The sequence below is a fragment of the Kineococcus gurbantunggutensis genome, from assembly GCF_050871925.1.
GTDB lineage: Bacteria > Actinomycetota > Actinomycetes > Actinomycetales > Kineococcaceae > Kineococcus.
Genome location: NZ_JBJLSG010000020.1, coordinates 1 through 25,931, shown reverse-complemented (window position 1 = coordinate 25,931; position 25,931 = coordinate 1). Strand labels below are relative to the sequence as shown.

Annotated in this window: 26 protein-coding genes and 1 pseudogene; 15 read left to right on the top strand and 12 right to left on the bottom strand. The window is 71.8% G+C overall.

Annotation, left to right across the window (positions count from 1 at the left end; genetic code table 11):
- Positions 1 to 165: 165 nt before the first annotated feature.
- The 4 genes from ACRYR7_RS05765 to ACRYR7_RS05750 all read right to left on the bottom strand — a co-directional run bounded on the left by ACRYR7_RS05765 (position 166) and on the right by ACRYR7_RS05750 (position 4,303).
- Positions 166 to 1,362: a hypothetical protein gene (locus ACRYR7_RS05765; RefSeq protein WP_432571116.1), complete on the bottom strand. Its 1,197-nt coding sequence runs from the start codon at positions 1,360 to 1,362 to the stop codon at positions 166 to 168.
- Positions 1,359 to 2,081, bottom strand: a complete 723-nt coding sequence (locus ACRYR7_RS05760) for a SigE family RNA polymerase sigma factor (RefSeq protein ID WP_432571115.1) — start codon at positions 2,079 to 2,081, stop codon at positions 1,359 to 1,361. Before ACRYR7_RS05760 ends, ACRYR7_RS05765 begins: the two co-directional genes overlap by 4 nt.
- A gap of 268 nt (positions 2,082 to 2,349) precedes the next feature.
- Positions 2,350 to 2,646, bottom strand: coding sequence for a hypothetical protein (locus ACRYR7_RS05755; protein ID WP_432571114.1), 297 nt, complete (start codon positions 2,644 to 2,646; stop codon positions 2,350 to 2,352).
- Between the two features lie 523 nt (positions 2,647 to 3,169).
- Positions 3,170 to 4,303: a winged helix DNA-binding domain-containing protein gene (locus ACRYR7_RS05750; RefSeq protein WP_432571113.1), complete on the bottom strand. Its 1,134-nt coding sequence runs from the start codon at positions 4,301 to 4,303 to the stop codon at positions 3,170 to 3,172.
- 288 nt (positions 4,304 to 4,591) lie between these two features.
- On the opposite strand from ACRYR7_RS05750, the gene ACRYR7_RS05745 reads away from it, so the two are divergent.
- The 3 genes from ACRYR7_RS05745 (at position 4,592) to ACRYR7_RS05735 (ending at position 7,378) form a co-directional block, all read left to right on the top strand.
- Positions 4,592 to 5,233: a TetR/AcrR family transcriptional regulator gene (locus tag ACRYR7_RS05745; RefSeq protein WP_432571112.1), complete on the top strand. Its 642-nt coding sequence runs from the start codon at positions 4,592 to 4,594 to the stop codon at positions 5,231 to 5,233.
- Positions 5,234 to 5,391: 158 nt separating this feature from the next.
- Positions 5,392 to 5,880: a VOC family protein gene (locus ACRYR7_RS05740; protein ID WP_432571111.1), complete on the top strand. Its 489-nt coding sequence runs from the start codon at positions 5,392 to 5,394 to the stop codon at positions 5,878 to 5,880.
- Positions 5,881 to 6,331: 451 nt separating this feature from the next.
- Positions 6,332 to 7,378 carry an aldo/keto reductase gene (locus ACRYR7_RS05735; protein ID WP_432571110.1) on the top strand — a complete coding sequence of 349 codons (1,047 nt, stop codon included), beginning with the start codon at positions 6,332 to 6,334 and terminating at the stop codon, positions 7,376 to 7,378.
- A gap of 23 nt (positions 7,379 to 7,401) precedes the next feature.
- Here ACRYR7_RS05735 and ACRYR7_RS05730 read toward each other — a convergent pair whose 3' ends face one another.
- Positions 7,402 to 8,082 carry an IS630 family transposase gene (locus ACRYR7_RS05730; RefSeq protein ID WP_432571145.1) on the bottom strand — a complete coding sequence of 227 codons (681 nt, stop codon included), beginning with the start codon at positions 8,080 to 8,082 and terminating at the stop codon, positions 7,402 to 7,404.
- 33 nt (positions 8,083 to 8,115) lie between these two features.
- A complete protein-coding gene (locus ACRYR7_RS05725; protein WP_432571144.1) occupies positions 8,116 to 8,427 on the bottom strand; it encodes a helix-turn-helix domain-containing protein in 312 nt (103 codons plus the stop codon).
- A 251-nt stretch (positions 8,428 to 8,678) separates the two neighbouring features.
- Here ACRYR7_RS05725 and ACRYR7_RS05720 point away from each other — a divergent pair.
- Positions 8,679 to 9,846, top strand: a pseudogene (locus ACRYR7_RS05720) (IS3 family transposase).
- A gap of 611 nt (positions 9,847 to 10,457) precedes the next feature.
- On the opposite strand, the gene ACRYR7_RS05715 reads toward ACRYR7_RS05720, so the two are convergent.
- Together ACRYR7_RS05715 and ACRYR7_RS05710 are read right to left on the bottom strand one after the other, a co-directional pair.
- Complete coding sequence (locus ACRYR7_RS05715; protein ID WP_432571109.1) at positions 10,458 to 11,432, bottom strand: hypothetical protein; 975 nt, start codon at positions 11,430 to 11,432, stop codon at positions 10,458 to 10,460.
- 83 nt (positions 11,433 to 11,515) lie between these two features.
- Positions 11,516 to 12,463, bottom strand: a complete 948-nt coding sequence (locus tag ACRYR7_RS05710; RefSeq protein WP_432571108.1) for an oxidoreductase — start codon at positions 12,461 to 12,463, stop codon at positions 11,516 to 11,518.
- A 61-nt stretch (positions 12,464 to 12,524) separates the two neighbouring features.
- On the opposite strand from ACRYR7_RS05710, the gene ACRYR7_RS05705 reads away from it, so the two are divergent.
- The 5 genes from ACRYR7_RS05705 to ACRYR7_RS05685 all read left to right on the top strand — a co-directional run bounded on the left by ACRYR7_RS05705 (position 12,525) and on the right by ACRYR7_RS05685 (position 17,565).
- The gene (locus tag ACRYR7_RS05705) at positions 12,525 to 13,124 is read left to right on the top strand and encodes a TetR/AcrR family transcriptional regulator (RefSeq protein ID WP_432571107.1); all 600 of its coding nucleotides are present in this window, start codon (positions 12,525 to 12,527) and stop codon (positions 13,122 to 13,124) included.
- 869 nt (positions 13,125 to 13,993) lie between these two features.
- Complete coding sequence (locus ACRYR7_RS05700; RefSeq protein WP_432571106.1) at positions 13,994 to 14,287, top strand: hypothetical protein; 294 nt, start codon at positions 13,994 to 13,996, stop codon at positions 14,285 to 14,287.
- A 228-nt stretch (positions 14,288 to 14,515) separates the two neighbouring features.
- Positions 14,516 to 14,968 carry a hypothetical protein gene (locus ACRYR7_RS05695; protein ID WP_432571105.1) on the top strand — a complete coding sequence of 151 codons (453 nt, stop codon included), beginning with the start codon at positions 14,516 to 14,518 and terminating at the stop codon, positions 14,966 to 14,968.
- Positions 14,969 to 15,163: 195 nt separating this feature from the next.
- The gene (locus ACRYR7_RS05690) at positions 15,164 to 16,012 is read left to right on the top strand and encodes a WD40 repeat domain-containing protein (protein ID WP_432571104.1); all 849 of its coding nucleotides are present in this window, start codon (positions 15,164 to 15,166) and stop codon (positions 16,010 to 16,012) included.
- 242 nt (positions 16,013 to 16,254) lie between these two features.
- Positions 16,255 to 17,565: a hypothetical protein gene (locus tag ACRYR7_RS05685; RefSeq protein ID WP_432571103.1), complete on the top strand. Its 1,311-nt coding sequence runs from the start codon at positions 16,255 to 16,257 to the stop codon at positions 17,563 to 17,565.
- Between the two features lie 249 nt (positions 17,566 to 17,814).
- On the opposite strand, the gene ACRYR7_RS05680 is transcribed toward ACRYR7_RS05685, so the two are convergent.
- The gene (locus ACRYR7_RS05680; protein WP_432571102.1) at positions 17,815 to 18,363 is read right to left on the bottom strand and encodes a hypothetical protein; all 549 of its coding nucleotides are present in this window, start codon (positions 18,361 to 18,363) and stop codon (positions 17,815 to 17,817) included.
- 229 nt (positions 18,364 to 18,592) lie between these two features.
- Here ACRYR7_RS05680 and ACRYR7_RS05675 point away from each other — a divergent pair, with 229 nt between their 5' ends.
- The 3 genes from ACRYR7_RS05675 (at position 18,593) to ACRYR7_RS05665 (ending at position 20,602) form a co-directional block, all read left to right on the top strand.
- The gene (locus tag ACRYR7_RS05675; protein WP_432571101.1) at positions 18,593 to 18,817 is read left to right on the top strand and encodes a hypothetical protein; all 225 of its coding nucleotides are present in this window, start codon (positions 18,593 to 18,595) and stop codon (positions 18,815 to 18,817) included.
- Between the two features lie 190 nt (positions 18,818 to 19,007).
- Positions 19,008 to 19,685: an RNA polymerase sigma factor gene (locus tag ACRYR7_RS05670; RefSeq protein WP_432571100.1), complete on the top strand. Its 678-nt coding sequence runs from the start codon at positions 19,008 to 19,010 to the stop codon at positions 19,683 to 19,685.
- Positions 19,682 to 20,602: a YbaN family protein gene (locus ACRYR7_RS05665; RefSeq protein WP_432571099.1), complete on the top strand. Its 921-nt coding sequence runs from the start codon at positions 19,682 to 19,684 to the stop codon at positions 20,600 to 20,602. Before ACRYR7_RS05670 ends, ACRYR7_RS05665 begins: the two co-directional genes overlap by 4 nt.
- A gap of 198 nt (positions 20,603 to 20,800) precedes the next feature.
- Here ACRYR7_RS05665 and ACRYR7_RS05660 read toward each other — a convergent pair whose 3' ends face one another.
- Positions 20,801 to 21,271: a hypothetical protein gene (locus ACRYR7_RS05660; RefSeq protein WP_432571098.1), complete on the bottom strand. Its 471-nt coding sequence runs from the start codon at positions 21,269 to 21,271 to the stop codon at positions 20,801 to 20,803.
- A 638-nt stretch (positions 21,272 to 21,909) separates the two neighbouring features.
- Entirely contained in the window at positions 21,910 to 22,425 is a 516-nt protein-coding gene (locus ACRYR7_RS05655) for a YbhB/YbcL family Raf kinase inhibitor-like protein (RefSeq protein WP_432571097.1), read from the bottom strand.
- Between the two features lie 70 nt (positions 22,426 to 22,495).
- Here ACRYR7_RS05655 and ACRYR7_RS05650 point away from each other — a divergent pair, with 70 nt between their 5' ends.
- Positions 22,496 to 22,981, top strand: a complete 486-nt coding sequence (locus tag ACRYR7_RS05650) for a MarR family winged helix-turn-helix transcriptional regulator (protein ID WP_432571096.1) — start codon at positions 22,496 to 22,498, stop codon at positions 22,979 to 22,981.
- Positions 22,982 to 23,188: 207 nt separating this feature from the next.
- Here the strand turns inward: ACRYR7_RS05650 and ACRYR7_RS05645 are convergent, their stop codons facing one another.
- Entirely contained in the window at positions 23,189 to 24,031 is an 843-nt protein-coding gene (locus ACRYR7_RS05645; protein WP_432571095.1) for an SDR family NAD(P)-dependent oxidoreductase, read from the bottom strand.
- A 153-nt stretch (positions 24,032 to 24,184) separates the two neighbouring features.
- On the opposite strand from ACRYR7_RS05645, the gene ACRYR7_RS05640 reads away from it, so the two are divergent.
- Positions 24,185 to 25,072, top strand: coding sequence for a helix-turn-helix transcriptional regulator (locus ACRYR7_RS05640; protein WP_432571094.1), 888 nt, complete (start codon positions 24,185 to 24,187; stop codon positions 25,070 to 25,072).
- A gap of 233 nt (positions 25,073 to 25,305) precedes the next feature.
- Positions 25,306 to 25,931 (top strand): acetamidase/formamidase family protein (locus ACRYR7_RS05635; protein ID WP_432571093.1); only part of this gene is annotated, 626 nt, incomplete at its 3' end.

The following is a 25,931-nucleotide window of genomic DNA, read 5'->3' as shown; positions in this document are numbered from 1 at the left end:
CAATCACGCACACCGCGCCATGACCGCGGTGCCGCATGCTGCACCATGACCGTGGCTGGTCCGGACGTCGGTGGTGCGGTTCCCCTCCTCACCGCACCACCGACGATCCGTGGGTTCACCTCAGGCACCGACCGGCGACCTCCACCGAAACCGCCCGTATGCGGGTCAGTGCCGGTTGACCTCCGCCGCGACGACGCGAGCGTGCTCGACCATCGCTCGGTAGGCGTCCAGTTCGCCTGCGTGCTCGCTGGCCAGCGGCGTCCCGTACTCGACCAGCGCTTGGGCCACCGCGGACCCCAGGGCACTGGTGTCCTTGCAGTCCCGATCCGCCCTCGCCAGCGTGGTCTCGGCGTCGCCCAACGCGACCAGGTCCGCCTCGGTGGCTTTACTGCCGTCTGGCTTGTGCAGCAGAAGGTCTCGGCGCGCAGCCTGCAACTGCACGGGCAGGTCGGCAGGAGTGATGACGTCGTGACCGCGGTCCTGCATGCACCGCGACCACTGCTGGGTCGCGTCCTGCACCGTCTCGTCGGCGGCGACCTGGGTGAGCAGCTGCTCGCGCAGGGGACGGACCGTGACGTAGGCGCGGGTGTAGGTCTCCACGTCGGTGCCGTACAGCTGCTGGACGGCCTGGGCGTAGCAGCCGGTGGTCGCCACGGTCAGGCTGCCGTTGTCCTCCAGCGGCACGGTCAGCTCCACCTTCGGGTCCCCGTACACGGCCTGCTCGTAGCCGGCGGGGATGCCGTGGACGTAGTCGCCCAGCTCACCGGCTCCAGGGCTGGCCAGGGCAGCGCGGATGGCGGAGCTGAGGCCGTAGTCGCTGCCGTGCGCGGTCCACGCGGTCAGGTCCTCCACGTCGCCACCGCGCCGCGCGGCGTCGGCGATGGGGTCGGAGGCGTCGAGGGTGACCCGGCCGCGGGCAACGTCCAAGCCCTGCGCGGCCAGGCACCGGTCGATGAGGACCTGCTGGGCCACGCCCAAGTCGAAGCCGCCGCCGGTCTCGGTGGGCAGCTGGGCCAGGACGTCGTCGGTGGTGGTGGCAGCGCGTTGCCCCTCGCGGACCTGCTCAGCGACCGGGACGGTGCGCACCTGCCCGCCGTCCCAGGGCTGGGCCCAGCCCAGACCGGCGGCACCGACTGCGACCAGCGCGACGGGAGCAGCGATCACCGCGCGACGCTGGCGACGGCGGCGCCGGCCCCCGCGCAGGGCCGCGGCGGCGATTCCTGCGGGGGCGTGGACCCCGCGTCCGGCGACGTACAGGCCGTGACGCAGTCGCCGGACGGTGGGGTCATCGGCTCCGGTCCCGGCCTCGGCGCCGAGGGAGTCGGCCGGGTCGTGGAAGTCGTGCGGGTCGTGGTGGCTCATCGGATGCGCTCCTCGTGTGAGGGAACCGGATGGCGGGAGGCGGTGACCGACTCCTCGACGGCAACCTCGAAGGCAGCAGCCCCGTCGGGCGGGCTGGTCTTGTCGGGTGGATCGGCGCGGTCGGTGCCCAGCAGTTGCCGCAGCCGGGCCAGGCCGCGGGAGGCTTGGGTCTTTACGGTGCCGGTGGAGCAGTTCAGCGCGTCGGCGATCTGTGCTTCGCTCCAGTCCTCGTAGTAGCGCAGCACCAGCACCGCGCGTTGACGTGGGGAGAGCTGACGCAGCGCGGTGATGGCCTCGTCCTGCTCGACGTAGCGGGTCGCCGCGTCCAGGCCGCCGGTGCCGGCGAGCTCGGCGCGGGCGTTGAGGTGGTCGGGCTGCTGGTTGGTCTGACCGGTGTGGTCGGGCCAGAGCGCGTCGAGGGGTACTTCGCGGGGGCGCCGGCCCAGGCGGCGCCAGCGGTCGGTGACCGCCCGGGCCATGACGGTGCGGGCGTAGGCGGCGGGCTCGCTCACCCGGCGCCAGTGCAGGTAGGTGCGCTCGAGGGTGTCTTGGAGGAGGTCTTCAGCGGTGTGGTGGTCGCCGGTGAGGAAGAGGGCGGTGCGCATCAGCTGGTCGGCGTGCGCGGCGGCCCAGTCCTCGAAGTCACGCTCACCTTGGCGGGCAGGGTGAGGGCGCGTGGGGTCAGGGCCCTGCGGGGAGTCCTGCCCAGGCTTGGTCACGGTGCCGTCCTTCACGCTGGTCTGGCTGAGTCACCTTTCCAGACGCCAGGGGGGCGAGGTCGGTTGACAGGCAGAGCCCAGCTCCTGGAGAGGCGGGCCGAGGCTGCCGCTCATCCGCGTTATGCAGGTGATCGCTGGCGCTTGGGCACCGCTCGCTCATCGACACGACCGCAGGATCATCGGCAACCGGGACCGCTGAGATCGCGGGATGACCGTGAAGTCGCCCGCTGACCGCTGAGACTGTGTGTCGGGCGGGGTTGCTTTCCGATCAGCGGGGTACCGGGCGCAGGCGCCGGTGGGTGCCCCGGCAGGCGGCGCCCACACCCACCGCGGCCAGGCGACCTGCGGCCGCGCTGAGGGTGAACATGAACCACAGGATCATGCCGAGGGAGTCCGACGCTGCCAGCGGCGGCGCCGCGAGCAGGGCCGCGGGGCCCAGCACGAGCACCGAGCCCCGCCAGGACCCGAGGGCGACTTCACCTACGACGGTGGCGATCAGCACGGTGCAGGCAGCGGCGGCGACCAGCGCGTCCGGGTGAGCGGGCCGCTGTCGTTCAGGGGCCACCATCCCATCCAGGCCACCCACGCCGCGCTTCCGAGGGCCACGACGAGCCCGGCCCAGGGTCGTCGGGTCCGCGGGAGGGTGAGGAGGAGCAGGTGCAGTCCGGTGACCGTGGCGGCCAGCACACCCGCAGCGGGGGCCAGGTACAGGACGTTTGAGAGCTGGGAGGGGTCCAGCCCTTGGGGGCCGCCGGTGAGCAGGTTGGCCACACCGGCGGCGGCGGTGGTGGTGGCTCCGGCCAGCACTGCTCGAGGCCGCGTCCGCTGCTTCACCGGGTCAGTGCGTCGGCCGGTGAACGAGTCTGGGCGAGAGCACAGGAGGTGCTGCCCGCTCGGGCGAGCGCATACACGTGCGGCAATGGTGCGGTGCGTGTGGTGGCTGCCACAGCCGCAGGCCTTGGTTCAAGGTGCTGCTCGAGGGCGCGGCCCGCGGGATGACCGCGAAGCCGCTGGTGTGCAGGCAGCCGTCTAGGGCGTGCCCTGCGGATCTTGTAGCAGTGTGCGCGGCGCGGTCGGCGTGCGGTGGGCTAAGGCGAAGCCATGGTCATGGCTGGGGAGGTGATGATGCCGGCGTTGGTGGCTCCGGTGAGGAAGACACTCAACTCCTCGGCTTCTTGCTGCAGCCGGCGGATGGCCCACGATGGGACCTCCTCCAGGAGGTGCAGGCGGACGCCTTCTCGTGGGTCGAGGGTCCAGCAGCCCACGATGCGACCGTTCACCCATACGGTGGTGCCGGCGTTGCCGTTGCGGTCGAAGAGGGCCGCTCCATGATCGCTCATGTAGAAGTCGCGGTGCTTCCAGCCCATCACGGTGGGATCCAGGACGGGCAGCAGTGCGACCCAGTCAGCGTCGATATCGGCGTCGCGGTGGTGCTCGTTCGTGTCCTGCGGCGCCGCCACGATGTCCACGTCGTCGGGCAGGAGCCATCCCACCCCGCCCCCCTCGAGGGTGACCGGGACGGCGTCGAGGTCGCGCAGCGCGGCCCGGACGACGGTCTTGGTCGAACCCAGCCACCAGACGATGTCGTCCTCGGTGCCTGGGCCGAAGGTTCGCAGCCAGTGGTGGACGAGCACCCGGTAGCCCGTGGCCGGCTCCAAGGGACTGGGTGCTCCTGCGCCGGCTTGGCCCAGCCAGTCCTGGGTCCGGACCCATCGGGGCCGAGACGTCCGCCAGGTGCCGGTGTTGTGCCCCCGCACGATGTCGGCGGTCGCCCCCAGGTGCGTCAGCACCCGCGACCCGGTCCACGACGAGCCGGCAGCGACGTCCAGCTTGACCTGTAGGCGGGGCACAGCGGCACGGATCTCGGTGGCCGGCAACCCGGTGGGTGCAGCGGCCAGCACATCCAGAACCTCAGCACGGGCGTCAGCGAGCCAGCCAGCCCCGTCGTGGTGCACGCCCGCCTTCTCGATGTCGCGGGCCATCTGCTGGGCTTCGGTGCGCGCTACCCGCGCTGCGGCGCTGGGCCACATCGCCGCGAGCAGGTCGCGGGGGGCGACGAAGAGCGTGCGGCGCATGGCCAGCTGCTTGACCAGCGTCTTGTCCTCGTACAGCGCCCGGTCCAGGTCGGCGACGGTGTGGGAACGCTCGCGCATCCGGGCCCAGCACGAGAGGTAGACGGTGGCGGGGTCGGTCGCGTGCAGCACCGTCAGGGCCTGCGCCACCGCGAGGGGTGTCTCGCGGCGGGCGTGGGTGCCCAGGGCGTGACGGAGCGCTAGGCGACGGCGCCGCTCGGCGTCGGAGACGTACCTGACCGGGACAGCCGAGGAAGCAGGGGGAACACTGCGTGAGGGTGGTGGGGGCGTCACCGGACCACCGTAGGGCGCGTTGCGCCAAATCGGTACTGGTTCGTTCCGGTACTTGCGCGTTCCGGAATGAGGATCTACCTTGAAGGAGTGGCCAACGCCACGGTGACCAGCGCCGCAGTAGCCGACGATCGGAGAGGGGGACCGGTGGACGACACTGACTCCACGGCACCGGCCGTCACCCCACCCGACCGGCCGGTCCGCCCGGGCCGCAAACGGGACCACACCCGAGACGCAGCGCTCCTAGACGCTGCGCTGGACGTGCTCGCTGACGTCGGCTACGACGCGCTGACCATCGACGCGGTCGCGGCCAGGGCGAAGGCCGGCAAGGGAACGGTCTACCGGCGCTGGTCCTCCAAGCACGACCTCGTCCTCGACGCCGTCGAGCGACTGCAACGAACGCAGATCGACGCCAGCACGTTGCCCGACACCGGTTCTCTGCGGGGTGACCTGTTGGCGCTCTTCCAGCCCCTGGATCCGGAGCAGACCGCCCGGCGGCTGGCGATCATGGCAGGGCTCGCGTCCACGGCCGCTCACGACGACGCTCTGGCCGAAGCCGTCGACGCCGCAGCCATCCGGCCCTGGGCCCAGGCGCACCTGCTGTTCATGACCCGCGCCGTCGAACGTGGTGAGATCCCGGCGGACGCGCCGATCCAGACCGTGTCCCAGATCCTGCCGACGATGGCCGCCTACCGCTCGATGATCCAGCGCCGAGCCTTCACCCGCGAGTTCCTCGAAGAGGTCGTCGAGGGCATCGTCCTCCCCGCCCTGCGCAGCACTGCGCGCTGACCTCGCCCCACCACCTCCACCTCCACCCCGCACCACGCCAGCTCTGGCGCTTCGTCGTTCCACGCCTGTCGCTAGACGTGGACGAGCAGCACGTTCCGCGTCGCCGTGACGCGGGTGCACCTTCCCGCCCGACGACCCGACTGATCAGGAGAACCCTCGTGAGCATCACCACCACCACGCACCTGAACTTCCGCGGCCAGGCCCGCGCGGCCCTGGAGTTCTACCAGTCCGTCTTCGGCGGCAGCCTGAACATCGCCACCTACGGCGACTTCGGCATGCCGAAGGAAGTCCCCGGTGCGGACAACGTCGTCTTCGGCGCCGTCACCGCGGACAACGGGTTCCGCGTCATGGCCTACGACGTCCCCGGCCAGGTCCTCGGGCAGGTTTCCGGCCAGGCGGCGGCCAGCGCCGGCTCCGAGCCCTCCACCCGCCGCGAGAACGGCACGACGGTCACCACCGAACCGTTCTTCCTCTCGGTGCGCGGGGAGACGCTGGCCGAGATCGAGGAGTTCTGGGCGGAGCTGGCCGTCGAGGCCACCATCGTCGAACCTCTCGCCGCCTCGGCGTGGTCCCCGGGTTTCGGCATGCTCGCCGACCGCTTCGGTGTCACCTGGATCCTCGACGTCGAGGCTCCCTACCAGTCCTGAGCGATGCAGTCTCGATGCCGCGCCGTGTGATCACGGCGCGGCACACCTGCGGCGGGGGATGGTCGTTACCGGAGTTTGGCCGGCCATCGGCTCCTGTCGACCGGAATCGCGATCCTCGCCGGTGTATGACTCTGATATCAACATCGCGTCTCGCAACGGTTATCACCGGTGGCAGGGGGCGGCATGATCGGCGCCGCACCGATAACCCTCAAGGCCATCACCTGTCTCAAATCCTGGGCTGCCACCACTACGTCGACTGCTACGAGGTCAGTCCTGGGGAAGAAGTGGGGTACCTCCGCTGTCACGGAACAGCAACGCGTTCTTGTCGCGAGGTGTTGATGTGGCGAGCTAGAACGAAACCGATACCGCCCGATGCGGCCTCGACACGACATCGACAGTGTGCGAACCGCTGGTGGTTCCACGGCAGCCCACCACGAAGAGGACGAGAACCATGAAGTTACGACCCCTGGGGCGTACCGGACTGATGGTCAGCCCGTACTGCCTGGGCACGATGATGTTCGGCGACGCCGGGAATAAGAACGAGGACGACTGCGTCCGCATCATCCATCGTGCCCTGGATGCGGGGATCAACTTCGTCGACACCGCCGACGTGTACGGCGGCTTCGGCGCCACCGAACGCATCGTGGGGAAGGCACTGCGTGGACGCCGCGACGAGGTGGTCCTCGCCACGAAGTTCAGCGGCCCCATGGGTCCCGGCGCCAACGAGCGGGGTAGTTCCCGGCACTGGGTCACCACCGCCGTCGAAGGTTCCCTGCGTCGCCTGCAGGTGGACCACATCGACCTCTACCAGCTGCACCACCCCGACCCTCAGACGGACATCGAGGAAACCCTCGCCGCCTTGGACGTCCTGCTCCGCTCGGGCAAGGTCCGAGCCATCGGGCACTCCAACCTGCCCGCCACCGACATCGTCGAGGCGCAGTGGATCGCCGAACGCCGCGGCCTCGCCCGCTTCCGCACTGAGCAGCCGACGTACTCCCTGCTGAACCGCGGCATTGAGCGCGACGTCCTGCCCGTGTGCCAGAAGTACGGCCTGGGCACCTTGACCTGGAGCCCGTTGGCGATGGGGCTGCTCACCGGGAAGTACCGCAACACGAACGCGGCCAACGCGGCCAACGTCTCAGCCGCGAGAGCTTTCTGGGTTCCACGGCACATGAGTGACCCGGACAAGCACGCTGCCGTGGAAGAGCTCGCTGCGGTCGCGGACGCGGCAGGGATCAGCTTGACGCACCTGGCGATGGCTTTCGCTGTGGCTCACCCCGGCGTCACCGCCGCTATCATCGGACCCCGGACCATCGACCAGCTTCAGGACCTCCTGGCTGGCGCGGGAACCATCCTGGACGACGCGACACTCGACCGCATCGACGAGATCGTTCTCCCCGGGCTCGATGTCGGCCCCATGGACGTCTCCTACAGCCCCCCGCACCTGAGCGAGCCCGGGCGACGTCGCCGAAGCCTCACGGAGCGAGTTGCCGCCTAGTGGTCAGCTCGGAAAGTTCCTGATCATGCTGCCGCCTGCCAGGTAAAGCGGACGGGCCGCCGAGTCTGGCTCCGTTCACGGGCCCAGGCTTGCACGGCTCGGTCGCACTCATCCGTGGTGGTGAACCAGCCGTGCTTGAGGACCTGACGAGCGAGGATCCCGAACACTGACTCGATGGGGTTCACCCACGAGGCGTGCTTGGGGGTGAACAGCACCTCGATGCCAGGATGCTCCGCCAGCCAGGCAGTGGTGGCCTTGCTGGTGTGTGCTGATCCGTTGTCCATCACCAAGACGAAGTCGCAGCCATTCGCATCGCGCAGGCGCTCCAGAACCTCGATGAACGCCGCCGAGTTCATCCGAGACCGGGCGCGGATCATCTCCACCGCGCCGGTGGCGCAGTTCTGCACTCCGTACCAGGAGACCGTGCCGCGGCGGACGTACTCGAACTCCCGGCGAATCGTGCCGTCGTCGGCGCGGCTATCAGCCCGCACCGGGGTGCGAACTGGATGTGCGGTCTTCTCATCCAGGCTCAATACCACCCGCCCACTGACCCGGGCAGTGGTGACGGCGCGCTGCACTGCAGCGACTTTGCTGTCGAAGTCAGGATCGGGACGGCGATGGATCCAGCCGCGGACCCGGTGGACCTTCACGCCCAGCGCGCTGAGCTGAGTCGTCACCCAGGAGCAGGTGACGCCCCAGTCCAGGTTCCACAGCGCATCGCGCAGTGCGCGGTGGGTCTACAAGGCGTGCGGGCCTGGCCGGGTGGAGGTGGCCAGGGTGAGCAGATCACGAACGGTCTCATCGCGGTAGAGAAGCGGCCGTCCCGATCGGGGTGAGTCGAGTAGACCGCTGATCCCGTCCGTGGCGACGCGTTGTACCCACTTGCGCACGGTGTTGCGGGTGGTCCCGTGGGCGGCAGCGACCGCGCGCAGCGACCCGCCGCGCGCTGCCAGCACCACTCGGGCGCGGAAAGCGTGCCGCTGCGCCACGCCGGGGTGGGCGGCGACGTAGTGCAGTTGCCGCTCGATAGTCTGCGCCGTGCGCGGCATCGTCGGAAGTGCTGTACCCACGGCCACCGACGGTGCCGCGTCCTTCGGTACCGCTGTCGCAGCGACATGTGTAGATCAGGTGATCAAGAACTTCCCGAGCTGACCACTAGGTCATGCGACGAGGTGCATGCGGCCTTCTCTGTCAGAAGAAGGCAGGGTCTGCCCCGACTTCAGTTGACCCCCTGACCTGCCCCACCTCTCGGTCACCTCAGCCCCTGTGAAGATCACGCTTCTCCTGAGAGGCTTTGATCATGCCCAGACCGTCCCCCGTCGAGTGCCGAGCCCGGCCCTGGTCCGGGCCGGCAAGCCCGTGACGACCGCGGCCGTCGAGCTCGGTATCAGCGCCGGTGCGTTGCACAAGTGGGCCCGCCAGGACCATATCGACCGCGGTGAACGCAATGGACTGAGGAGCCCCGAGATCGCGGAGCTGACCTCAGCGAAGAAGCGCATCCGCCAGCTCGAGGCTGAGGTGGGGATCCTGCGGCAGGCGTCTCACCTGCTCGGGGAGGACCGGCCGCACCCAAAAGGATCCAGCCGGTGATCGACGTCCTCGTCGACGCCGGGCACCCCGTCAAGACCTGCTGTCGCCTGCTGGGTGTCAGCAGCCCTGGCTACTACCGATACGAGCACCGCCCCATCGCGCCACGGACGATGCGCCGGCAATGGCTGGCGGGACTGATCCGCGAAGTGCACACCGCGTCCCGTCAGACCTACGGCTCCCGCCGCGTCCACGCTGAGCTCACGCAGGCGATGGGCGTTCAGGTCAGTGAGCGCCTCGTCGCAGTGCTGATGAGCCGGGCCAGCATCGCTGGGCTTCCCGGGCCGGTGAAGGTGAAACGCCTCACTGGCATCGCCACCGCCGATGACCTGGTGCATCGCAAGTCCCACCGGCTCTCACCGAACGAGCTGCGGGTCAGCGACATTCCCCGGCAAGCGGGAGGTGCCCCCATTGAGCATCCCACCCGGGAGGGCAAGGTGTACTGCTGCGCGGTGATGGACACGTTCTCCCGCCGGATCGTGGGCTGGTCCATGGATACCGCCCAGGACTCCAGCCTCGTCGTCAACGCCCTGGACATGGCCGTCAAGAAGCGCAATCCACCGGCGGGCGGCATCGTGCCTGCCGATCACAGAGTTCAGTTCACGCCGTGAGTGTTCACCAACGAGATCTGGGCCGCGGGGTTGATGCCGTCGTTAGGCGCCATCGGTGATGGCTACGACAACGCGATGATGGAGTCGTTCTGGTCCAGCATGCAGATCGAGCCGCTGAACCGGGGGAAGTGGCGAACGCGCGTTGACCTGGCGAGCGCGATCTCCGACTACATCGAGATCCTCTACAACCGTCAGCGTCGCCACTCCGGGATCAGCTACGTCAGTGCCGTTGAGCATGAACTACGCTATGAAGCATCCGTCCCTGCTTGATCTTCACACCGCAGTGGGTAACCGAGGAGTGGGTCAGGTCAGAGTCAACCGGAGCTAGGGCAGACCCGTCTGCTGGCGCGGGCAGCCCTGGCGCTGGCAAGGTCGTCCTGGTCCACGGTCAGGACCGTTCACTAGGACGGGTGAAAACTCACAGTCTTCGGCGCGACGTGGGTGCTCGCCGTGCTGAGCGACCGTCCTCGATCTGACTGTGACCGCGTCGTCGACGACATACCGCGCACGGCGATGAGCTCGATCCGTCGTACGACGGGCTGTCCTGGGTGTCGTGCAGCTCAGCGGGGTGGCTCTGCTCCTACCGGCTGTGCAGCAGCCCGGTCTGCACCTGGGTATCGGCATCCCCGAACGGCTCACCGTCCTCCCCGTCCAGGTGTTCGCCGCCCTCCTCGGCGCCCACTGGTGGCGAACGGGGAAGCCGCAGAGGTCCGTCAAGGCGGTGCAGACGGCCATCGTTGCGAGGTAGGGGCCGCCGGCTCACAGGTGCGAGCCGGCGGTCACCGGTCAGGACGAGAAGCGCCTCGCCGGTGGTCCATGACCGGGGACGAAGTGGACCGTGTGTCTCGTCGTGGTGGTCAGTGCTCGAGCGTGTCGTGGTCTCACCTCGGCGTATGGGGGGCTTGCGGTGCCACGAGCTGGTGGTGACGGAGGTCTTGGTGGGCGCGGCGGCTGATCACGGTGCCGCAAACGACGGCCGCCAGCGTCAGGGCGCCGGCCGTGGCCCATGTGAGGGCGTCGGGGTTGGTGATCGACTGGCCGCGCAGTGCCTGCCAGAGCACGAGCCCGGTCAGTGATGACCACGCGGCGGCTGTCAGGAGCACGATCCGCAGGCGAGTTCCCTCGCTCAGGCGCGGGGCGGCGGTGGTGCGCAGGGCCAGCGCCAGCAAGGGCAGTGCTTGCAGGGCGTGGATGCCGACGAAGTGGGCCGGGCGGAAGTCTCCGTTCTGGGTGTTCCACCCCAGGAAGAACAGGCCGCCGCTGGCGTCGTCACCATCGACGGAGTGCGACCCGATGACGGTCTGCTCGGGGGCGGCCAGCTGCTGGTCGGTGGGCAGCACCATGAGGAAGCCCACCGACAGGCCTGCCACCGCGATGAGCAGGCCCAGGCGCAACGCCCAGGTCAGTGAGCGGTCGGGGAGCTTGGTGAACAGGGCCAGGAACACCCCGATGAGCAGGGTCGCGCAGTACAGGACGACCACGGCGATCCCCATGACCGCGTACAGGGTGGCGTCCAGCGGGGTGGCCACGTTGAAGTGGCTGGTGGTGCCGCGCACGACCTGCACGGTGGTGGCGATGATCTCCAGCACCGCCGTGGTGGCGGCGGTGGTGCCGGCCCACCACCCGACGCGACGTCGCCAGGACCCGGTGATCAGCGACAGCGTCCAGGCCAGCGTGAGGCCGTAGAGGCCGTAGAGGCCGAAGGAGATGGCGAACTTCAGTGGTTTCGCCCAGATCGGGGCGCCTTCCAGCACGCGGCCGTCCAGGAGCAGGCCGAGCGTGCAGACGACCGCCCAGCCGGCCGTGGCCGCCACGCGCCAGGCCAGTGGGCCGTGCCAGGCGCGGACGGTGGCCACGACCGTGCGCGGCGAAGGACGCGGCCAGAGGTCGGACCCCCCGCGCCGGGCGCGGGAACTGGCTGCGGTGGTGCTCGCGCGGCTCACCGCTCCGCCTGCAGGCCGCCGGTGGGCCCGCCCTCGTCCGTGGTCGGCTGCTCGGTGGCCACGCCGGTCAGCTGCTCCGACGCCTGCCAGAGCGCTCGCGCGAGCTCAGGGTTCTTCGCGCGAGCGGAGCGGCCGATGACCTGCGCGCCGCCGCGCATGTGGGCCAGGTGGCGCGGCCCGGTGAACGTGTCGCCGGGCAGGTCTCCGGTGGTCGCCAGCAGCACCGGGAGCGCCCCGTGCTCAGCGTCTTGCCCGAAGACGGGGAGCAGACGGTCCCAGACCCCACGGCGGGTGCGGTGGGGGTCGTCGTAGATGGCGGTGGTGACCAGGCCGGGGTGGGCGGCCAGGGCCCGTACCGCTGAGCCCTCGGCGCCCAACCGGCGGTCCAGCTCGGCGGTGAAGAGCAGGTTGGCGAGCTTGGAGTCGGCGTAGGCGCGAGCGGCGTTGTAGGGGCGCCGTTGCCACTGCAGGTCATCCAGGTCCAGACGGCTGGCCCGCTCGGCTTGAGAGGCGAGGGTGACCACCCGGGTGGTGATGATCGGCAGCAGGAGCGTGGTCAGGGCGAAGTGGCCCAGGTGGTTGGTGCCGACCTGCACCTCGAAGCCGTCGGCGGTGTGGGTCAGGCGAGAGGAGGAGACCCCAGCGTTGTTGATCAGAGTGTCGACGACCTCACCGGAGTCCTGCATCTGGGTGGCGAAGCGGCCCACGGAGGACAGGTCGGCCAGGTTCAGGGCCTGCACGCGGTGCTGCCCTGCCCCATCGGCGGGGCGGGGCAAGGTCGCGGCGACGGCGCGTCCCTTGTCGGTGTTGCGCACGGCCAACACGATGCGTGCCCCTGCTGCGGCTAGGGCGGTGGCCGTGGCCCGCCCGATCCCGCTGGTGGCTCCGGTGATGACGATGGTCGTGCCGCTGACGTCGGTGGGGCTCGTCCCCGCGTAGCTCATGACCTCAATGTGTATGCCAATCACATTGTTGTCAACACCTACATTGACTTACGATGCCGGGATGCCGACCTCCTACCACCACGGGTCCCTGCGACAAGCCCTGCTCGAGGAGGGCCGACGTCTGCTGGCCGAGCAGGGTGTGGCCGCGGTGACGATGCGCGAGCTGGCCCGGCGCACCGGGGTGAGTTACGCCGCCCCGGCACGGCACTTCTCGAGCCGGGAGGCGCTGCTGGAGGCCATCGCCGATGAGGGCTTCAAAGAGCTCGTCGAGGTCTTGCAAGCGGCCGAGCGAGCGGGGGATCTGCCCGCTCGTCTGAGCGCCTACGCGCATGCGCACGTCCGCTTCGCCGTGACCAACGGTGCGCTCATGGAGTTGATGTTCACCCGCGGGCCCGGTTCCGAGCGGGCTGACCACCCGCCGTCCCCGGCCGCCGTGCAGTTCTTCGCCCTCGGCGCGCGCATGCTCGGTGAGCAGGCGCCGCACGGTCACCTGGGCCCCCTGCCGTATGTGCTGACCGGTGCCCTGGAGGGCATCAGCTCCCTGGCCATCAACGGCCGGCTGCCTCCCGAGCAGGTCGAGGAGGTCACTGATGCGGCGGTGAGGATGATGCTGCCCGCCGTCCGTGAGCAGATGGAGCGGACGCCGGATCACAGCACGTGAGTCCGGCCCCAAGGGTGGAGGATGGCCCAGCGCGTTCTTGGTGTCACACCGCAGGCGTGCATGGTGGTGGAGGACGCTGTCGCCGGTTTGCAGGCGGCGGCTGCACGCCGGCGGGCGCAGGCGCTCGAAGGCGAGACGGGTCCCTTGCCAGCGCCTCACGCGCACGCGCTGAGGCTCCGGTGGAGGTGACTGCAGGAGCGGACTTTTAGCGGGCGCCGTCCGCGTCTGCCTACATCCGCTTCTCGGCATGACCGTGACGTCGGGCACGACTCATCGAGAGCCAGGCTGGCCCATCCGCCCACCTCGACCGGCGGGCCCAACGGCATCCAGCGCCCCACCAGGGGGTAGTCGCCAGCGCGTGGCCTCCATGTGCCTGCGGTGCGCTGCGAGGTGCCTCGTGCGGCGCCGCCGCCGCCCAGCCCTTCACCGACCTGCACGACCTGAGCCAGCGGGTCCGCCCGTAAGCGCCCACGCTGCGGCGGCTGGCCGCGGTCGGCGCCCTGGACGCCCTGGTGGGCGTGGGCACCCACCGCTCCGGCACGGGGCGGGTACTGCTGCGCTGCGGCTGCGGCTGGTGCGCGGCCGGCTGCGCCGCACCGGCCCGCGCGGGGTCGGCGTCCGCGCGCTGCAGTTGTGGGACCTGTAGCTCCTGCTCACCACCAGCCAGCCCCTCGAGCAGCGGCTGCCGTGAAGCGGTCCTGGTTGCTGAACGCATCGGCGGGCCGGGTCCTCGACGCGCTCGCGCGGTGTCCCCGAGGTGCCCGCGGCGTGCCCGCGAGGCGTGGAACACGCACGACCGCGTGGAGGAGGGATCCGCGGTTCGTGGTGTTCACCCACCGCAGGCCCTGCTTCGACGTCACGATGAGGACATGAGCGATGCCCGTGGCCAGCACTCGTGGACGGACGATCGGACCGGCGAGGTCGATGAGGTCGATGAGGTGGAAGAGCGCATCGCTCCGCTGCGTTCGGCGTCCTTCGTCGGCCTGGGGCTGGGTGTGCTGCTCCTGACCGTCGGGACGGCGTTGCTGCAGGACGCGGACACCTCTGCCAGCGGTCTTCCACGGGGGTCTGTGCTCTGCTTCGCTCTGGCCTTCGGGGCGCTGGGGTGGGGAGGCTTGGCGGCCCTGGCGTTCTGGGTCTGCCGGGCGTTCTTGGGCCGGTAGCCGGGTTGCGGCTCGACCACACCCCTCGCGCGCACACCGGTGCTCGCCCTGCTCGAAGGCAGGTTTTCCAGCGGTACTCGGGGCTGGAGCAGCGTTGCGATCACGCTTGTGTGCTTCGGGGGTGGATGCACGCGGCCCGCGCCCGCGACGCACCACGACCCGAGATCGCGCAACGCGGCATGTCCGGACGCACCCCCGGTGCGGCTACCTGCTGTGCCATGGTGAATCGTGCGATGGACCCGAAGCGGTGACCACGAGCGAGCATCTGTCGGCACCGGCAAGTCGTTCTCGTTCGACGGTGTGTCGCCGTGGACGGCCGGGCCGCAGCTGGAGCTTCAGGTGCAGGGCTGGACCATCGACCTGCACTCCTCGGCGTGCTTCCTGGGGTGCACCTACCTGGCCGAGGAGCAGGTGCGGCTGCAGTGGTGGCACCACGATCCGGCGCTGGGGCCGGCGCAGCCGCAGCTGGTGACGATGCTCTTCGGGAACGTGCGGGGACTGAAGGCCGTGCAGGACGAGGAGCTGGATGCGCGCACTCGTCGGGACACCTTCGGCTGGTCGTTCACCCCGGCCGGCGACGGCACGGCGCTGCTGGACTTCTCGGTCGGGGAGCTGGAGGTGACCTTCCACGCCGGCGAGGTGGCCGTGACGCTGGAGCCCACCGACCTGCCTCACCCCTGAGGAGCGCCCGGGCCGCAGGATGCACGTGACGTCGGTCGCGGCGCGATCCTCGTCGGCGCCCATCGCGGCTCCCACCCACTGCCCACCTCCGGTGGGCGGTGCGGTGCATCGGACCCCTGCCTGGACGCTGCTGTCGGAGCCGTCGGTCAGACTCCCCAGCATGGTCTTCGACGTGCTCGCGCAGGGTGCTCGCCGGTGATCGACCTGCGTGGGGTCGCCGCGCCGCCGTGGGAGGAGGACCTGCTGGTCACGGCGGAGTCCGAGCGGGTCGTGCACGTGTGGTCGCGGCAGCGCGCGGCGCGCTGCGCCACGTTCGAGACGGTCTACGACTTCGGCGGCCGCCGGGTGGCGCTGGTCCCTGGTGAGCGGCCGGTGGTGGTCGCCGGTGCGTACACCCGTCACGGGGTGTGCGGTTACGACCTGAGCGGTGAGCGGCTGTGGCAGGAGCGCAGCCGCACCGACGTGCAGGTCGTGACCGCCCTGGCGGGAGGTCGTGTCGCCGTCAGCTGCGACCGGGGCCCCACCCGGGTGCTGGAAGCCGCCACCGGGGAGGAGGTGCGTTCCCTGCGGGGTGTGCTGCAGGTGATCGCACTGACTCCGGACCTCTCGCTGGGGGTGGGTGCCGGCTGGTGCCGCCCGCTGGGTGGTTCGCTGGATCCGCTGGGGCCTCGGATCGCGACGGGTCTGAACCCGGTCTGGCTCGCGGCCGGCGACGGGGAGCACCTGGCGGTCAGCGGGATCGGCGGACCACTGCGCCTGCTGGATCTCGACGGGCGCGAGCGCGCGAGGGTGGCCGGCCACTTCCGGCACGTCGTCCACGACCCGGTGACCGCGACGTGGGTCCTGGTGCGGGTCTCCGAGGACGGTCAGACCTCGCTGCTGCGGCTCACCCGGGACGCGGAGGTCCTGGAGCAACGACCCTGGGGTCTCTTCCGCGACGTGGCGACGATGGGCAGCGGCAGGGTGCTGGTCCTGCTCACGGACGAGGGGCCGCAGGTCTTGAACTGCTCGGACTGGAGCACTGGTGCGCTGGAGGCGGCGTGAGCTGAGGTGCCGTGTGCTGCATCGGCACCGGAGGGTTCGGCAGCGGTGCTTGGTTCGCTCTTCGGCAAGACCACCACGTCGCCGGCGGCTGACGACCACGCACAACGCGTCATGCGCGTGGGTCCTCCTTCGACCGGTCCGTGTCTCGAAGGTGCTCGCGCGGTGTGCCGCGGCCGTGGATGATCAGGTGGGTGCGCGCTCTGCGACCGGGACGGCTCTTCAGTACGGCTGCGGGGATCTGGGTGCTGGACGACACCCAGCCGGCGGCCGCCGTCCTCGACCCCGCCGAGGGAGCTGTGCGGCAGCTGGTGTCCTGGAGCGAGCTGCCGCCGCCGCCGTCGGGGGAGTCGATGAGCGCGCGTGTCGACGACCAGGCCCTGTGGGTCCAGGGCACCGCCGCAGGGCCTCTGCTGCGGGTGCCGGTCGACGGAGGTCGCACCGCGGTGTGGACCCACGGGCTGGCTCTGGCCGCAGCCGGGCGCTCCAGCGCCTGGTGCACCTCTGCACCTCCTCCGCAGGAGGTCGTGCACGGCGCCGGGGCCGTACCGGTGGGATGGGGCGGGGCCGGGAGCGTGCTGCGAGCGGATGCTGACGGGCGGGCCCAGCGGGTGCACACCGACCGCCCGGTCCGGGGGCTGCGCACGGGCGCCGACGCGCTGTGGGTGCAGCTCGACGTCGAACTCTGGTCGTTGCGCGAGCTGGGCGCCGACACCTTCGAGGCTGTCTGGTCCAGCCGGTGGGTGGCACTGCCCTGGGTCGGTGACCTGCCCGAGCAGGTGAGCGCGGCGGACGGGCAGGAGGAGGCACCAGCCGGTTCCGTGCTGGACTTCGCGGGCGACGGGGCCTGGCACGGCTACGCCTACGACCCGGACAGCAGTGCCGAGCGCGGCGCTGCGGTGCGCGCCGGTGGGTGGACGTGGCGCGCGGGCTGGAGCAGGATCGAGCGCGAGGGCCCGAACGCACGACGCACGGCGGTCGCGGCGGCGTTCGAGGTTTCCGGCCGGGCTCGCCCGGGCGATCCGCCGAGGTGCCTCGTCGACCTGGGCGAAGGCACCGTCCTGGCGGCGGCACCGGCCGGGGAGCGCCTCGCCATCGTGCTCGCCAGCGACCGGCAACCGTCTCGCGTGCTGGTGGTGGACGCCGTGACGCGCAGCGCGCAGACGTGGCTTTCCGGCGGCGAGCTCGACATCAGCTCCGGGTCCTGGCCCTTGCACCCGCGCCCGCTCGAGGCTGACTCCTACACCCAGCAGGTCCTGGAGGACTGGAGCCGGCTGGAGCGGTACTGGCGGGGGCCGGGGACCGTCGAACCGCTGGCCGACGGGATGAGCGCCACCAGGGCGAGGCTGGTGGGGCAGTGGCCCGCGACGCGGCTGGAGTGCACGTTCGACTTCGAGCCCTGCCCGGGGGTGCGGCTGCGTCGCAGCGTGGCCCTCTTCGACGAGCTCGGTGCCATCGCCAGACCGGAGCACGCGCAGATCCACCTCATGGAAGACCTCGACACCCGCAAGCTGCTGCCCCTCGAGGAGGCCGTCGACGGAGTCCTCGATATCTGACGCCGGTTGACGTCCCAAGGGCCGGGCCTGGCGATGGTGGACAGGTGAGCCCAGCAGCCGCCGGGGGTCTCGGGGCTGTCCAGGACGCCCCGGGCCCGGTGGGTGTTCCAGCTGCGCACCACCGCCAGGACCGTCACGGACTCAGTGTGCTCGCCCGGCGGCCCGGCGGCCCGGCGTCTGCGGACGGCGCAGGATGCGCACGGACGGCGTCGTGCGCGGACGTGCTCGCTGGTCACGGTCTGGTTCTGATCATGGGCAGGAGGTCTTGACCGCGGCCGGCTGCTGCAGGGCCCACCGGCTGACCAGAGCCGGTGCCGCTTCGAAGCTCGCCCGGCGGTGCTCGTCCTGCCAGATGCCGATCCACCTGCCCTCCTCGGCGACCTGCACGCGCAGCGCGCCGTGCCCTGCCCGCGGCTCCTCGCCGCTGATGCAGGAGGTGCTCCTGCGCAGCGGGTCGTCCTGCTCGCCGCGCGCCTGCGCCCACGCCTGCTCGCTCAACGCCACGTGCTCGTCCCGGCTGCGCAGGTAGATCAACCTGACGGGCGCGGAGCACGAGGACACCCAGGCCCGCACGAGGTCCTCCTCGCCCTCGGCGAAGGCGTCGCGGTCCTCGTCCTGCCACCACGCGTGCCACTGCCCGGGCTCGCCGCGCCGGATCCGGAGCACGCCGCAACCGTGGCGGGGCACCTCCTCCTTCTCCTGCTCCTGCTGCTGCCCACGCCTCAAGCGCTGCACGGTCTGCGGCGGCAGCGCCCGCTCGTCCTCGGGCGGGTAGTCGCGGTACGGAGGCCCACTCACTGCTCGATCATGGCTGCTGGCGCAGGTCCGCGACAGTGCCGTGACGCATCTCCGAGCCGGCGTGTGCGCGCCTCCACCGCTCGGTGGGGTCATCGCAGGAGCGACCGTTTCCAAGACGATGATCACGTCTGCGAGGCAGTAGGGGAGTGGCCTCACGCCGGTGTCGGCATCGAGGTCCGCGGGCTTGTCGCGTGAGGTGGTCACCCGTTGCCCGTGCCAGCATCCGCCCGTGGCGAGGGGTCCCGCGCGTGAGCCTGACGATGTACGTGAGCTGCTCATCGGCTGCGTCGCGCTGGTGGTGGCCGACGTCTTCTTCTCGATCGTCTGGGGGGATGACCACACCGTCGGCATCCGTGGTACTCCGCGCAGCAACCTGGGCCCGCTGCTCATCGGCGCCAGCGTCTTCACGCTGGTGCTGACGGGGCTGAAGGCGTGGTGGCAGCGCAGGCGCTGAGACCTCCGGTGGCGGTGTCCGGGCTGCTCGTGCCCGTCTCGGCTGGCGTGCGGCTGCCGCCTGGGGCGAGGCAACCGCGGCACCCGGCTCGTCGAAGCACCAGGCTTGTCAGGGCGGAGCCTGTAAGAGTGCGGGCTCTGCGCTCATGAACGGGTGTGAGAGTCGAGCTGACGGACGGGGCGGGCACCTGATGGAGGACGCGCAGGCCTTCGCGGCGCTCTTCGCGCGCCAGCACCACCTCATCCACGCCTTCGCCGCCCGGCGCGTGGGCGCCGGGGACGCCGAGGAGGTCACCTCCGAGGTCTTCCTGCGCGCCTGGCAGCACTGGCCGCGCTCGGGGCAGCGGGCGCCGGGCTGGCTGTACCGCACGGCCGCCAACGTCATCGCTGAGCAGTTGCGCACCCGCAAGCGCCAGGACCACCTGGTGCAGCACCTGCAGCACCTCGCCGCTCGCGCCGGCCGGTGCGGGCAGGAGCAGGGGTGGGAGCAGGGCCACGAGCGGGGGCAGGACGCCGAGGCGCGCCTGGAGCAGGCCGACGCCGCGGCCGCGCTGCTGCAGCTGAGCGCGGCAGACCGCGAGATCCTGCTGGCGCTGTCGTGGGACGGGCTGAGCACCAGCGAGCTGGCCGTGCTGCTGGGCTGCAGCGTGGCGGCCGCCCACGTGCGCGTGCACCGCGCCCGCCGGCGCTTGGCCGCGCTCACCGGCAGCGCCGGTAGCGCTGCCGGCACCAGCACCAGCACCGTTGCCGGTAAGGGGCCGGCTGTCGTGCAACCCGCTGCACCACCCGCCGCACCACCCGCTGACCCAACGCCGCACCGCGCTGCGCGGGCAGCGGTGACCTGCGACGCCCAGGAGGAGCTGCGATGAGCCGGCGTACCCACGCCTCCCAGCACGAGGTCCTCGGGCAGCTCGATCCGCTGCACGGCGGACAGCACCTTGTTGCCGGCGCGGAGGAACCTTCGGCCGAGCAGGTGCACCAGGCGCACCAGCAGCTGCTGGCCTTGGCCACCGCCCACCCGCACCCCGCCTCTGTGCGCGAGGGCTCAGCACACCAGGGCTCAGCGCAGCAGGGTAGGCACAGGTGGCGCGTGCGCTCTGCGGGGCGCTGGATCGCCGTCGGTGCGACCGCTGTGGCCTTGGGCATCGCCGCGGTGGTGCTGCCCGGTCTTCCCGGCAGCACTCCGCCGGCGGCCTTCGCCTCCTGGACGGCGGTGCCCGCGGCGCTGGCGGTGAGCGACGTGCAGGCCGCCGGGCAGGCGTGCCGGCGCAACCACTTCGGCCAGCCCGCGGAGATGGCGCCGATGCTGCCCAGCGACGCGCAGATCCAGCGGATGGACACCGTGCTGGCCGAGCAGCGCGGGGCCTACACGTACACCCTGCTCGCCGGGGGCGGCTGGCTGGCGGAGTGCCTGAGCGGGGACGGCCTGGGCGGGGGAGTGCTGGCCTCGGCCGGGGAGGTGGACCTGCGCACCGGGTGGAGCCTGGTGCCCGCACCGGACGGGGTGGTCGTCCTGACCGGCGGCACCCAGCGCACCGGAGGTGGCGCGAGCGCGACCTACCGCTGGCTCAGCGGGCGCGTGGGTGAGCAGGTCAGCGCCGTGGAGGTCACCCCCACCGGGGAGGGGGTGGTCACCGCCACGGTGAGCAACGGCTACTTCGCCGCGTGGTGGCCCGCGGGCCGCTCCGAGAGCGCCGAGCTCACGCTGCGCCTGGCCGACGGCGAGGTCGTGACCGGTCTGCCCGCCGATCCGATCGTCTCGCGCTACGAGGGCGGGCCCGGCTGAGGGCCCAGAACACCCGAGCGACACCGGTTCTCGGTAGCGCCCGAGAGGGCGCTACTCGCTCACCGGCGGCAGGTGCGCATCCACCAGCCTGGCCAGACCTTCGTGGAGGCGAGCACCTGCGAGGTGGCGGGGGTACGCAGGCCGACGGGCTCACCTGCCACGGCGACGTGCCTTGCGGTGCCGTGCTCGAGGCGTGGCTCAGCGGGTGCAGGACACCTCGGCCGCGCGGGTGCACCCGCTGGGTGCACTGGTCGCCTCCGGTGTCGGGGTGGGCGCCGCGGCCGCGGCGGTGCTGGCGGTGGTGGCCGCGCCTTCGGCGCGGTGGTGGCGGGTTCCTGCGCGAGCTCGGTGGAGCGGAACTGCACCTCGCCGTCCTCGGCGATGCCGCGGGTCTCCAGCAGCGCTCCCGTCTGCGGGTCGAGGACGTGGACGACGCGGAACCAGCCCTGCTTCGGCGTGCAGCGCCGGGGAGGCCGGGCTCTCGCGCAGCAGACCGGCCACGCTCTCCCGCAGCCGGTTCGCCTCGCCGGCTTCGTGGCCGGCGACCTCGCGCCGGATCAGGGCGGCCAGCTCGTCGGAGTCCGTGGGCAGGGCTTCGAGGTCCTGCCAGGAGCGGGTCGTGCCGCCGGTGGCGAACACCGCCGGTCCCTCGAGGTTCTCGGTGCGCACCTCGGCGCGACCAGCGGTGCCACCGTCCAGGGTCCCCGCCGTGCTGGCCGCGCGCGCAGGACGCCGTCCCGGGTGCGCCCCTGCCACGTCTCGCGCTCGAACGGCTCGGTCTCGGGGTGGTCGACCTCGGAGCGCACCTACCAGTACTCCGCCCCGGCAGCGCGCTCTGGTTGCTGGCCGGCGGCCTCGGCGGTGACGGGCAGGACCTTATCCGCCGAGGTCGAGGGCGCGCCGGCCAGCGGACCGAGGAGCCGGTGACTGCTGAAGGGCGCGGTCCTCGAGCTCCACGGGACTGCGCCGACCGGAGGCGGGGTGTCGACGCCGCCGGTCGTGGAAGCCTTCGATGTTTCCGCCCTGCGCTGCAGTTGCCCGCATCGAACATCGCGCTGGCGAGCTCGGTGCGGGTGTCCCGGTGCCGACGGTCGAGCAGTTCGGTCTGCATCCGCCCCTGGAAGGATTCGAGCACCGCGTCGTCGTGCGGGTCCCCGACGCTGCCCGGAGACGGCTGCGGGCGCCTCCCGCGCAGCGGGGGAGCACCGGCAGGTGCTGCTGAGGCCTGGTGGACCGTGCCGATCGGATCGCCTGACCGCTGGACGTGGCGGGTGGGGCGAGGCGCCACGTCCAGCGGTGCGGGGCGCTCAGGCGGACGGTGCCTCGCTGGTGGCCACGAGGACGGCGCGTCCCAGCGTGTGCGGGATGGCCAGGACGTGGACCAGGGCGGTGCTGGCGTCGGCGGGGAGGTCGAGGTGGTCGACGTCCAGGGCGGTGGCGGCGATGAAGAGGCGGTGGACGCCGGTGCCCGCCGGGGGGTTGACGCCCGAGTACCCCGCGCGGCCGAGGTCGTTGGGCAGCGCCCTCGCGCCGGGCACGGCGCCGCCGGGGGAACCTGCGCCGGCGGCCAGCCCCCCGGCGGTGGCGGGCACGTCGGTGAGGACCCAGTGCCACAGCCCGCCGGGGACGGGCGCATCGGCGTCGTAGGCGGTGACCAGCACGCTGCGGGTGCCCTCGGGCAGGTCGGTCCAGGCCAGGGCCGGGGACCGGTCCCCCTCCTCGGCGTAGGCCGAGCGGGGCAGCTCCCCGCGCTCGTCGACGTCGGGGCTGCTCAGCGAGAACACGGGGGCGGGGAAGGCGAGGGCGTAGGGGTCGTGCGACATGGCGGGGCCTCCTGATTTGTACAGGCTTGCTGGATGAATCCAACGTACAGCACTGCTGTACTATCGACCGGTGACCAGCCGCGCACGCCCGTCGACGGACGCCGCACAGCCCGGTGCGGGCAGCGGGACGGACCTGCCGCCGGAGCTCGTGCACGCCGAAGCGCTGCGCACCGCGGTGGGTGCCTTCGTCCGCCGGGTCCGCAGCCGGGACACCATGCCCGTCGGGCAGGCGGCGGTCCTCGGTCACCTGGCCCGCGCCGGGGACCTGTCCATCACCGCCCTGGCCGAGCTCGAAGGGGTGCGCCACCAGTCCATGGCCCGCACCGTGTCCCTGCTGGCCGAGCAGGGCCTCGTCGCGACGTCGGTCGACGAGCGCGACCGGCGTCGCGTCAGCGTCAACCTCCTGGAGCGGGGCGCCCACCGGCTCGGCGAGGAGCGCCGGCAGCGCGCGAGCGCGATCGCCGCCGCCACCGCGGCCGCCCTCACCGCGGAGGAACGTGCCATCGCCGAGCGCATCCCCGAGATCCTGGGCAAGATCGGCGGATCGGTGGCCTGACCCGCGGTCGTCCGCGGCGTCGTCGACACGCCTCCAGCGCGTGCGGGGGTGACCGGGAGCCGGGGAGCCGTCGAGGGCGCTCACCGAGCTCTCGAGCGACGGCGCCGAAGCCCGCCCGCGTCAGGGCCCGAGAGCCCAGCTGACGGGGTGGGTGCTGGTCGCGGGCAGGTGGGTGGGCCAGGCGCTCGCCCGACCCACCCCCCACGCTCAGGCGGCGGCGACGTCGGTGGATCGGGCGACCTCCTCGCCGGCCTCCACTTCCGCGCGGCGCGTCCGGAGGGCCGAGACGGCGATGGCGTGAGCGTCCGAGCCCAGCAGGTGCCGCAGCCGTCCGCCGTTGCCGCCCACCGCGAGGTCGATCAGGGCGGCGGCGGCCCTGGCCGGGTCACCGAGCTGGGTGCCGGGCATCTGCAGGTGCGCCTGCGTCATCTCGCGCAGCGCCGGGTACGCATCGGTGGTCCTCTCGGGCAGCACCAGGGAGTGCGGGGTCAGGAAGTCGGTGCGGAAGTAGCCCGGCTCGACGAGGCTGACCTGGATGCCCAGGTCGGCGACCTCCGCGGCGAGGGACTCGGTCAGGCCCTCCAGGGCGAACTTGCCCGCGCAGTACAGCCCCCAGCCGGGGAAGGACGTCAGCCCGAGGACGGAGGAGATGTTGACGACGTGACCGGCTCGCTGGGCGCGCAGGATCGGCAGGGCGGCCCGCAGGACGTTCCAGACCCCGACGACCTGCACGTCCAGCATCGCCCGCACCTGCGCGTCGGAGGTCTCCTCGACGGCGCCGAGGAAGCCGTAACCGGCGTTGTTGACCACGACGTCCACGGTGCCGAACCGCTCGCGGGTGCGCTCGATCGCCCTCGCGACGGCGGCTTCGTCGGTGAGGTCGAGCTCCAGCGGCAGCAGCCCGGAGGTGTCGACGTCGCCGCCGAGGGCGGCGGTCAGCCGCCGGGTGGAACGGGTGGTGGCGGCGACGTGCTCGCCGCGGGCCAGCAGCTGGGTGACGAGCTCACGGCCCAGGCCGCGGGAGGTTCCGGTGACGAACCAGGTGGACACGGGGTCTCCTTCGAGACGGGGGTTCGGGGACGCCCACCAGCCTGGGGTGCGTCCCGGTGCCCGGGAGGGCCGGTAGCCGGCCCACCCCTGCCTGGGTACGGCGTGCCCCCTCTGGCCCCGTGCGCTCCCGGCGCGCGCGGGCACACTGGTGCGGTGACCTCCCGCGCCGAGCGCCGCAACGACCTGGGTGACTTCCTGCGCAGCCGTCGTGCGGCGGCCGCGCCGGACGCCGCGGGCTTGCCGGTGGCGGCGGGGCGACGGGTCCAGGGGCTGCGCCGCGAGGAGGTCGCTCAGCTCGCCGGGCTGAGCGTCGACTACTACGCGCGGCTGGAGCAGGGCAGGCACGCCAGCCCGTCGCGCGCCGTGGTCGAGGCGCTGGCTCGTGCCCTGGGCCTGGACGCGGCGGCTCGCGCGCACCTGCACGACCTGGCGGGGCCGTCGGCGCCGAGGACGGAGCGTCCGGCGGTGCAGCGGGTCCGGCCGGCGGTGCACCAGTTGCTGGACTCCCTCGGCGACCACCCGGCGTTCGTGCTGGGGCGGCGCACCGACGTGCTGGCCTCCAACGCGCTGGCCCGCGCGCTGCTGAGCGACTGGGACGCGTTGCCGACCCGGCAGCGCAACTACGTCCGCTGGTTGCTGCTGGACCCGGCCGCCCGGACGCTGTTCCCCGACTGGGAGGTGCTGGCGGCCGAGGCGGTCGGCACGCTGCGCCTGGACGCCGGCCGCCACCCCGGCGACCCGCGCTTGAACTCCCTCGTCGGGGAGTTGACGATCGGCTGCCCGGAGTTCGGCCGGTGGTGGTCCGACCGCCGCGTGCACGAACGCACCCACGGCACCAAGCGCGTGCACCACCCCGTGGTGGGGGAGGTGACGATCCGCTTCGAGGCCCTGGCGCTGAGCGGGGAGGAGGACCAGACGCTGTTCGTCTACTCGACCGAGCCGGGCAGCGCGTCCGCGGACAACCTGCGGCTGCTGTCGTCCTGGACCGCGGGCACCGGCCCGGCCGCGCGCAGCCGGTCGAACCCACCCGGCGGCGGGTGACTGCGACCGAGGGGTCGCGCGCCCGCTGATCGCAGCGATCACGCGCTACCGCAGCACGCGCGAGCGGTGCACCCTGGACCGCCTGGGGAGAGGCGCACCGTCGAGGCGAGCCCCGTCGTCGCCGTGCTGACCGGACCGGTGGTGCACGTCGTCCTCACCGTGGTGAAGCGCGGGCGGTTCTACACTCCCGCGAACACACCGAAACCGGCCTCTCAGCACAAGGCGGCACTCCTGTGAGCACCCTGTCGACCATCTCGCACGAGAACGACCCCGACCTGCCGGCCAGCGCGCTGGTCTACACCTTCGGCGGCAGGGACGCCGTGCGGTCCCTGACACCGCCCGTCGCCCTGTCGACCTCGACGCTGGACGCCTTCGCCAACGCGCTGACCCGGCCCGACCAGCTGCCCTCGCAGGTGCTGGACCCGCGCTACCTGAACCCGCAGACCGGTCCCTTCTTCATCGAGGGGGCCCAGGTGGGCGACACGCTGGCGGTGCACTTCCTCGACATCGTCCCGCGCACCAAGCACGGCGTCAGCGCCACCATCCCCTACTTCGGGGCGCTGACCTCCACCCCGGACACCGCGACCCTGCAAGCACCCCTGGAGGAGAGGGTCTGGTTCTACGAGCTGGACGTCGACGCGGGCCTGGTGCACTACCGGGCGCGCGACTCCTCCTTCGGCGTGGCGCTGCCCATGGACCCCATGCACGGCACCGTGGGTGTCGCGCCCCCCCTGCAGGAGGTGCGTTCCTCCCTGACGCCCGGGCGGTGGGGCGGCAACATGGACACCCCCGAGATGCGCGCCGGCACCACCTGCTACCTGGGCGTCAACGTCGAAGGAGCCATGTTCAGCTTCGGCGA

Coding starts and splice junctions, on each gene's coding strand:
- ACRYR7_RS05765 (WP_432571116.1), bottom strand. CDS start 1,362: ATGAGCCACCACGACCCGCACGACTTCCACGACCCGGCCGACTCCCTC.
- ACRYR7_RS05735 (WP_432571110.1), top strand. CDS start 6,332: ATGAAGTTACGACCCCTGGGGCGTACCGGACTGATGGTCAGCCCGTAC.
- ACRYR7_RS05670 (WP_432571100.1), top strand. CDS start 19,008: ATGGAGGACGCGCAGGCCTTCGCGGCGCTCTTCGCGCGCCAGCACCAC.
- ACRYR7_RS05665 (WP_432571099.1), top strand. CDS start 19,682: ATGAGCCGGCGTACCCACGCCTCCCAGCACGAGGTCCTCGGGCAGCTC.
- ACRYR7_RS05710 (WP_432571108.1), bottom strand. CDS start 12,463: ATGAGCTACGCGGGGACGAGCCCCACCGACGTCAGCGGCACGACCATC.
- ACRYR7_RS05700 (WP_432571106.1), top strand. CDS start 13,994: ATGAGCGATGCCCGTGGCCAGCACTCGTGGACGGACGATCGGACCGGC.
- ACRYR7_RS05705 (WP_432571107.1), top strand. CDS start 12,525: ATGCCGACCTCCTACCACCACGGGTCCCTGCGACAAGCCCTGCTCGAG.
- ACRYR7_RS05725 (WP_432571144.1), bottom strand. CDS start 8,427: ATGCCGCGCACGGCGCAGACTATCGAGCGGCAACTGCACTACGTCGCC.
- ACRYR7_RS05655 (WP_432571097.1), bottom strand. CDS start 22,425: ATGTCGCACGACCCCTACGCCCTCGCCTTCCCCGCCCCCGTGTTCTCG.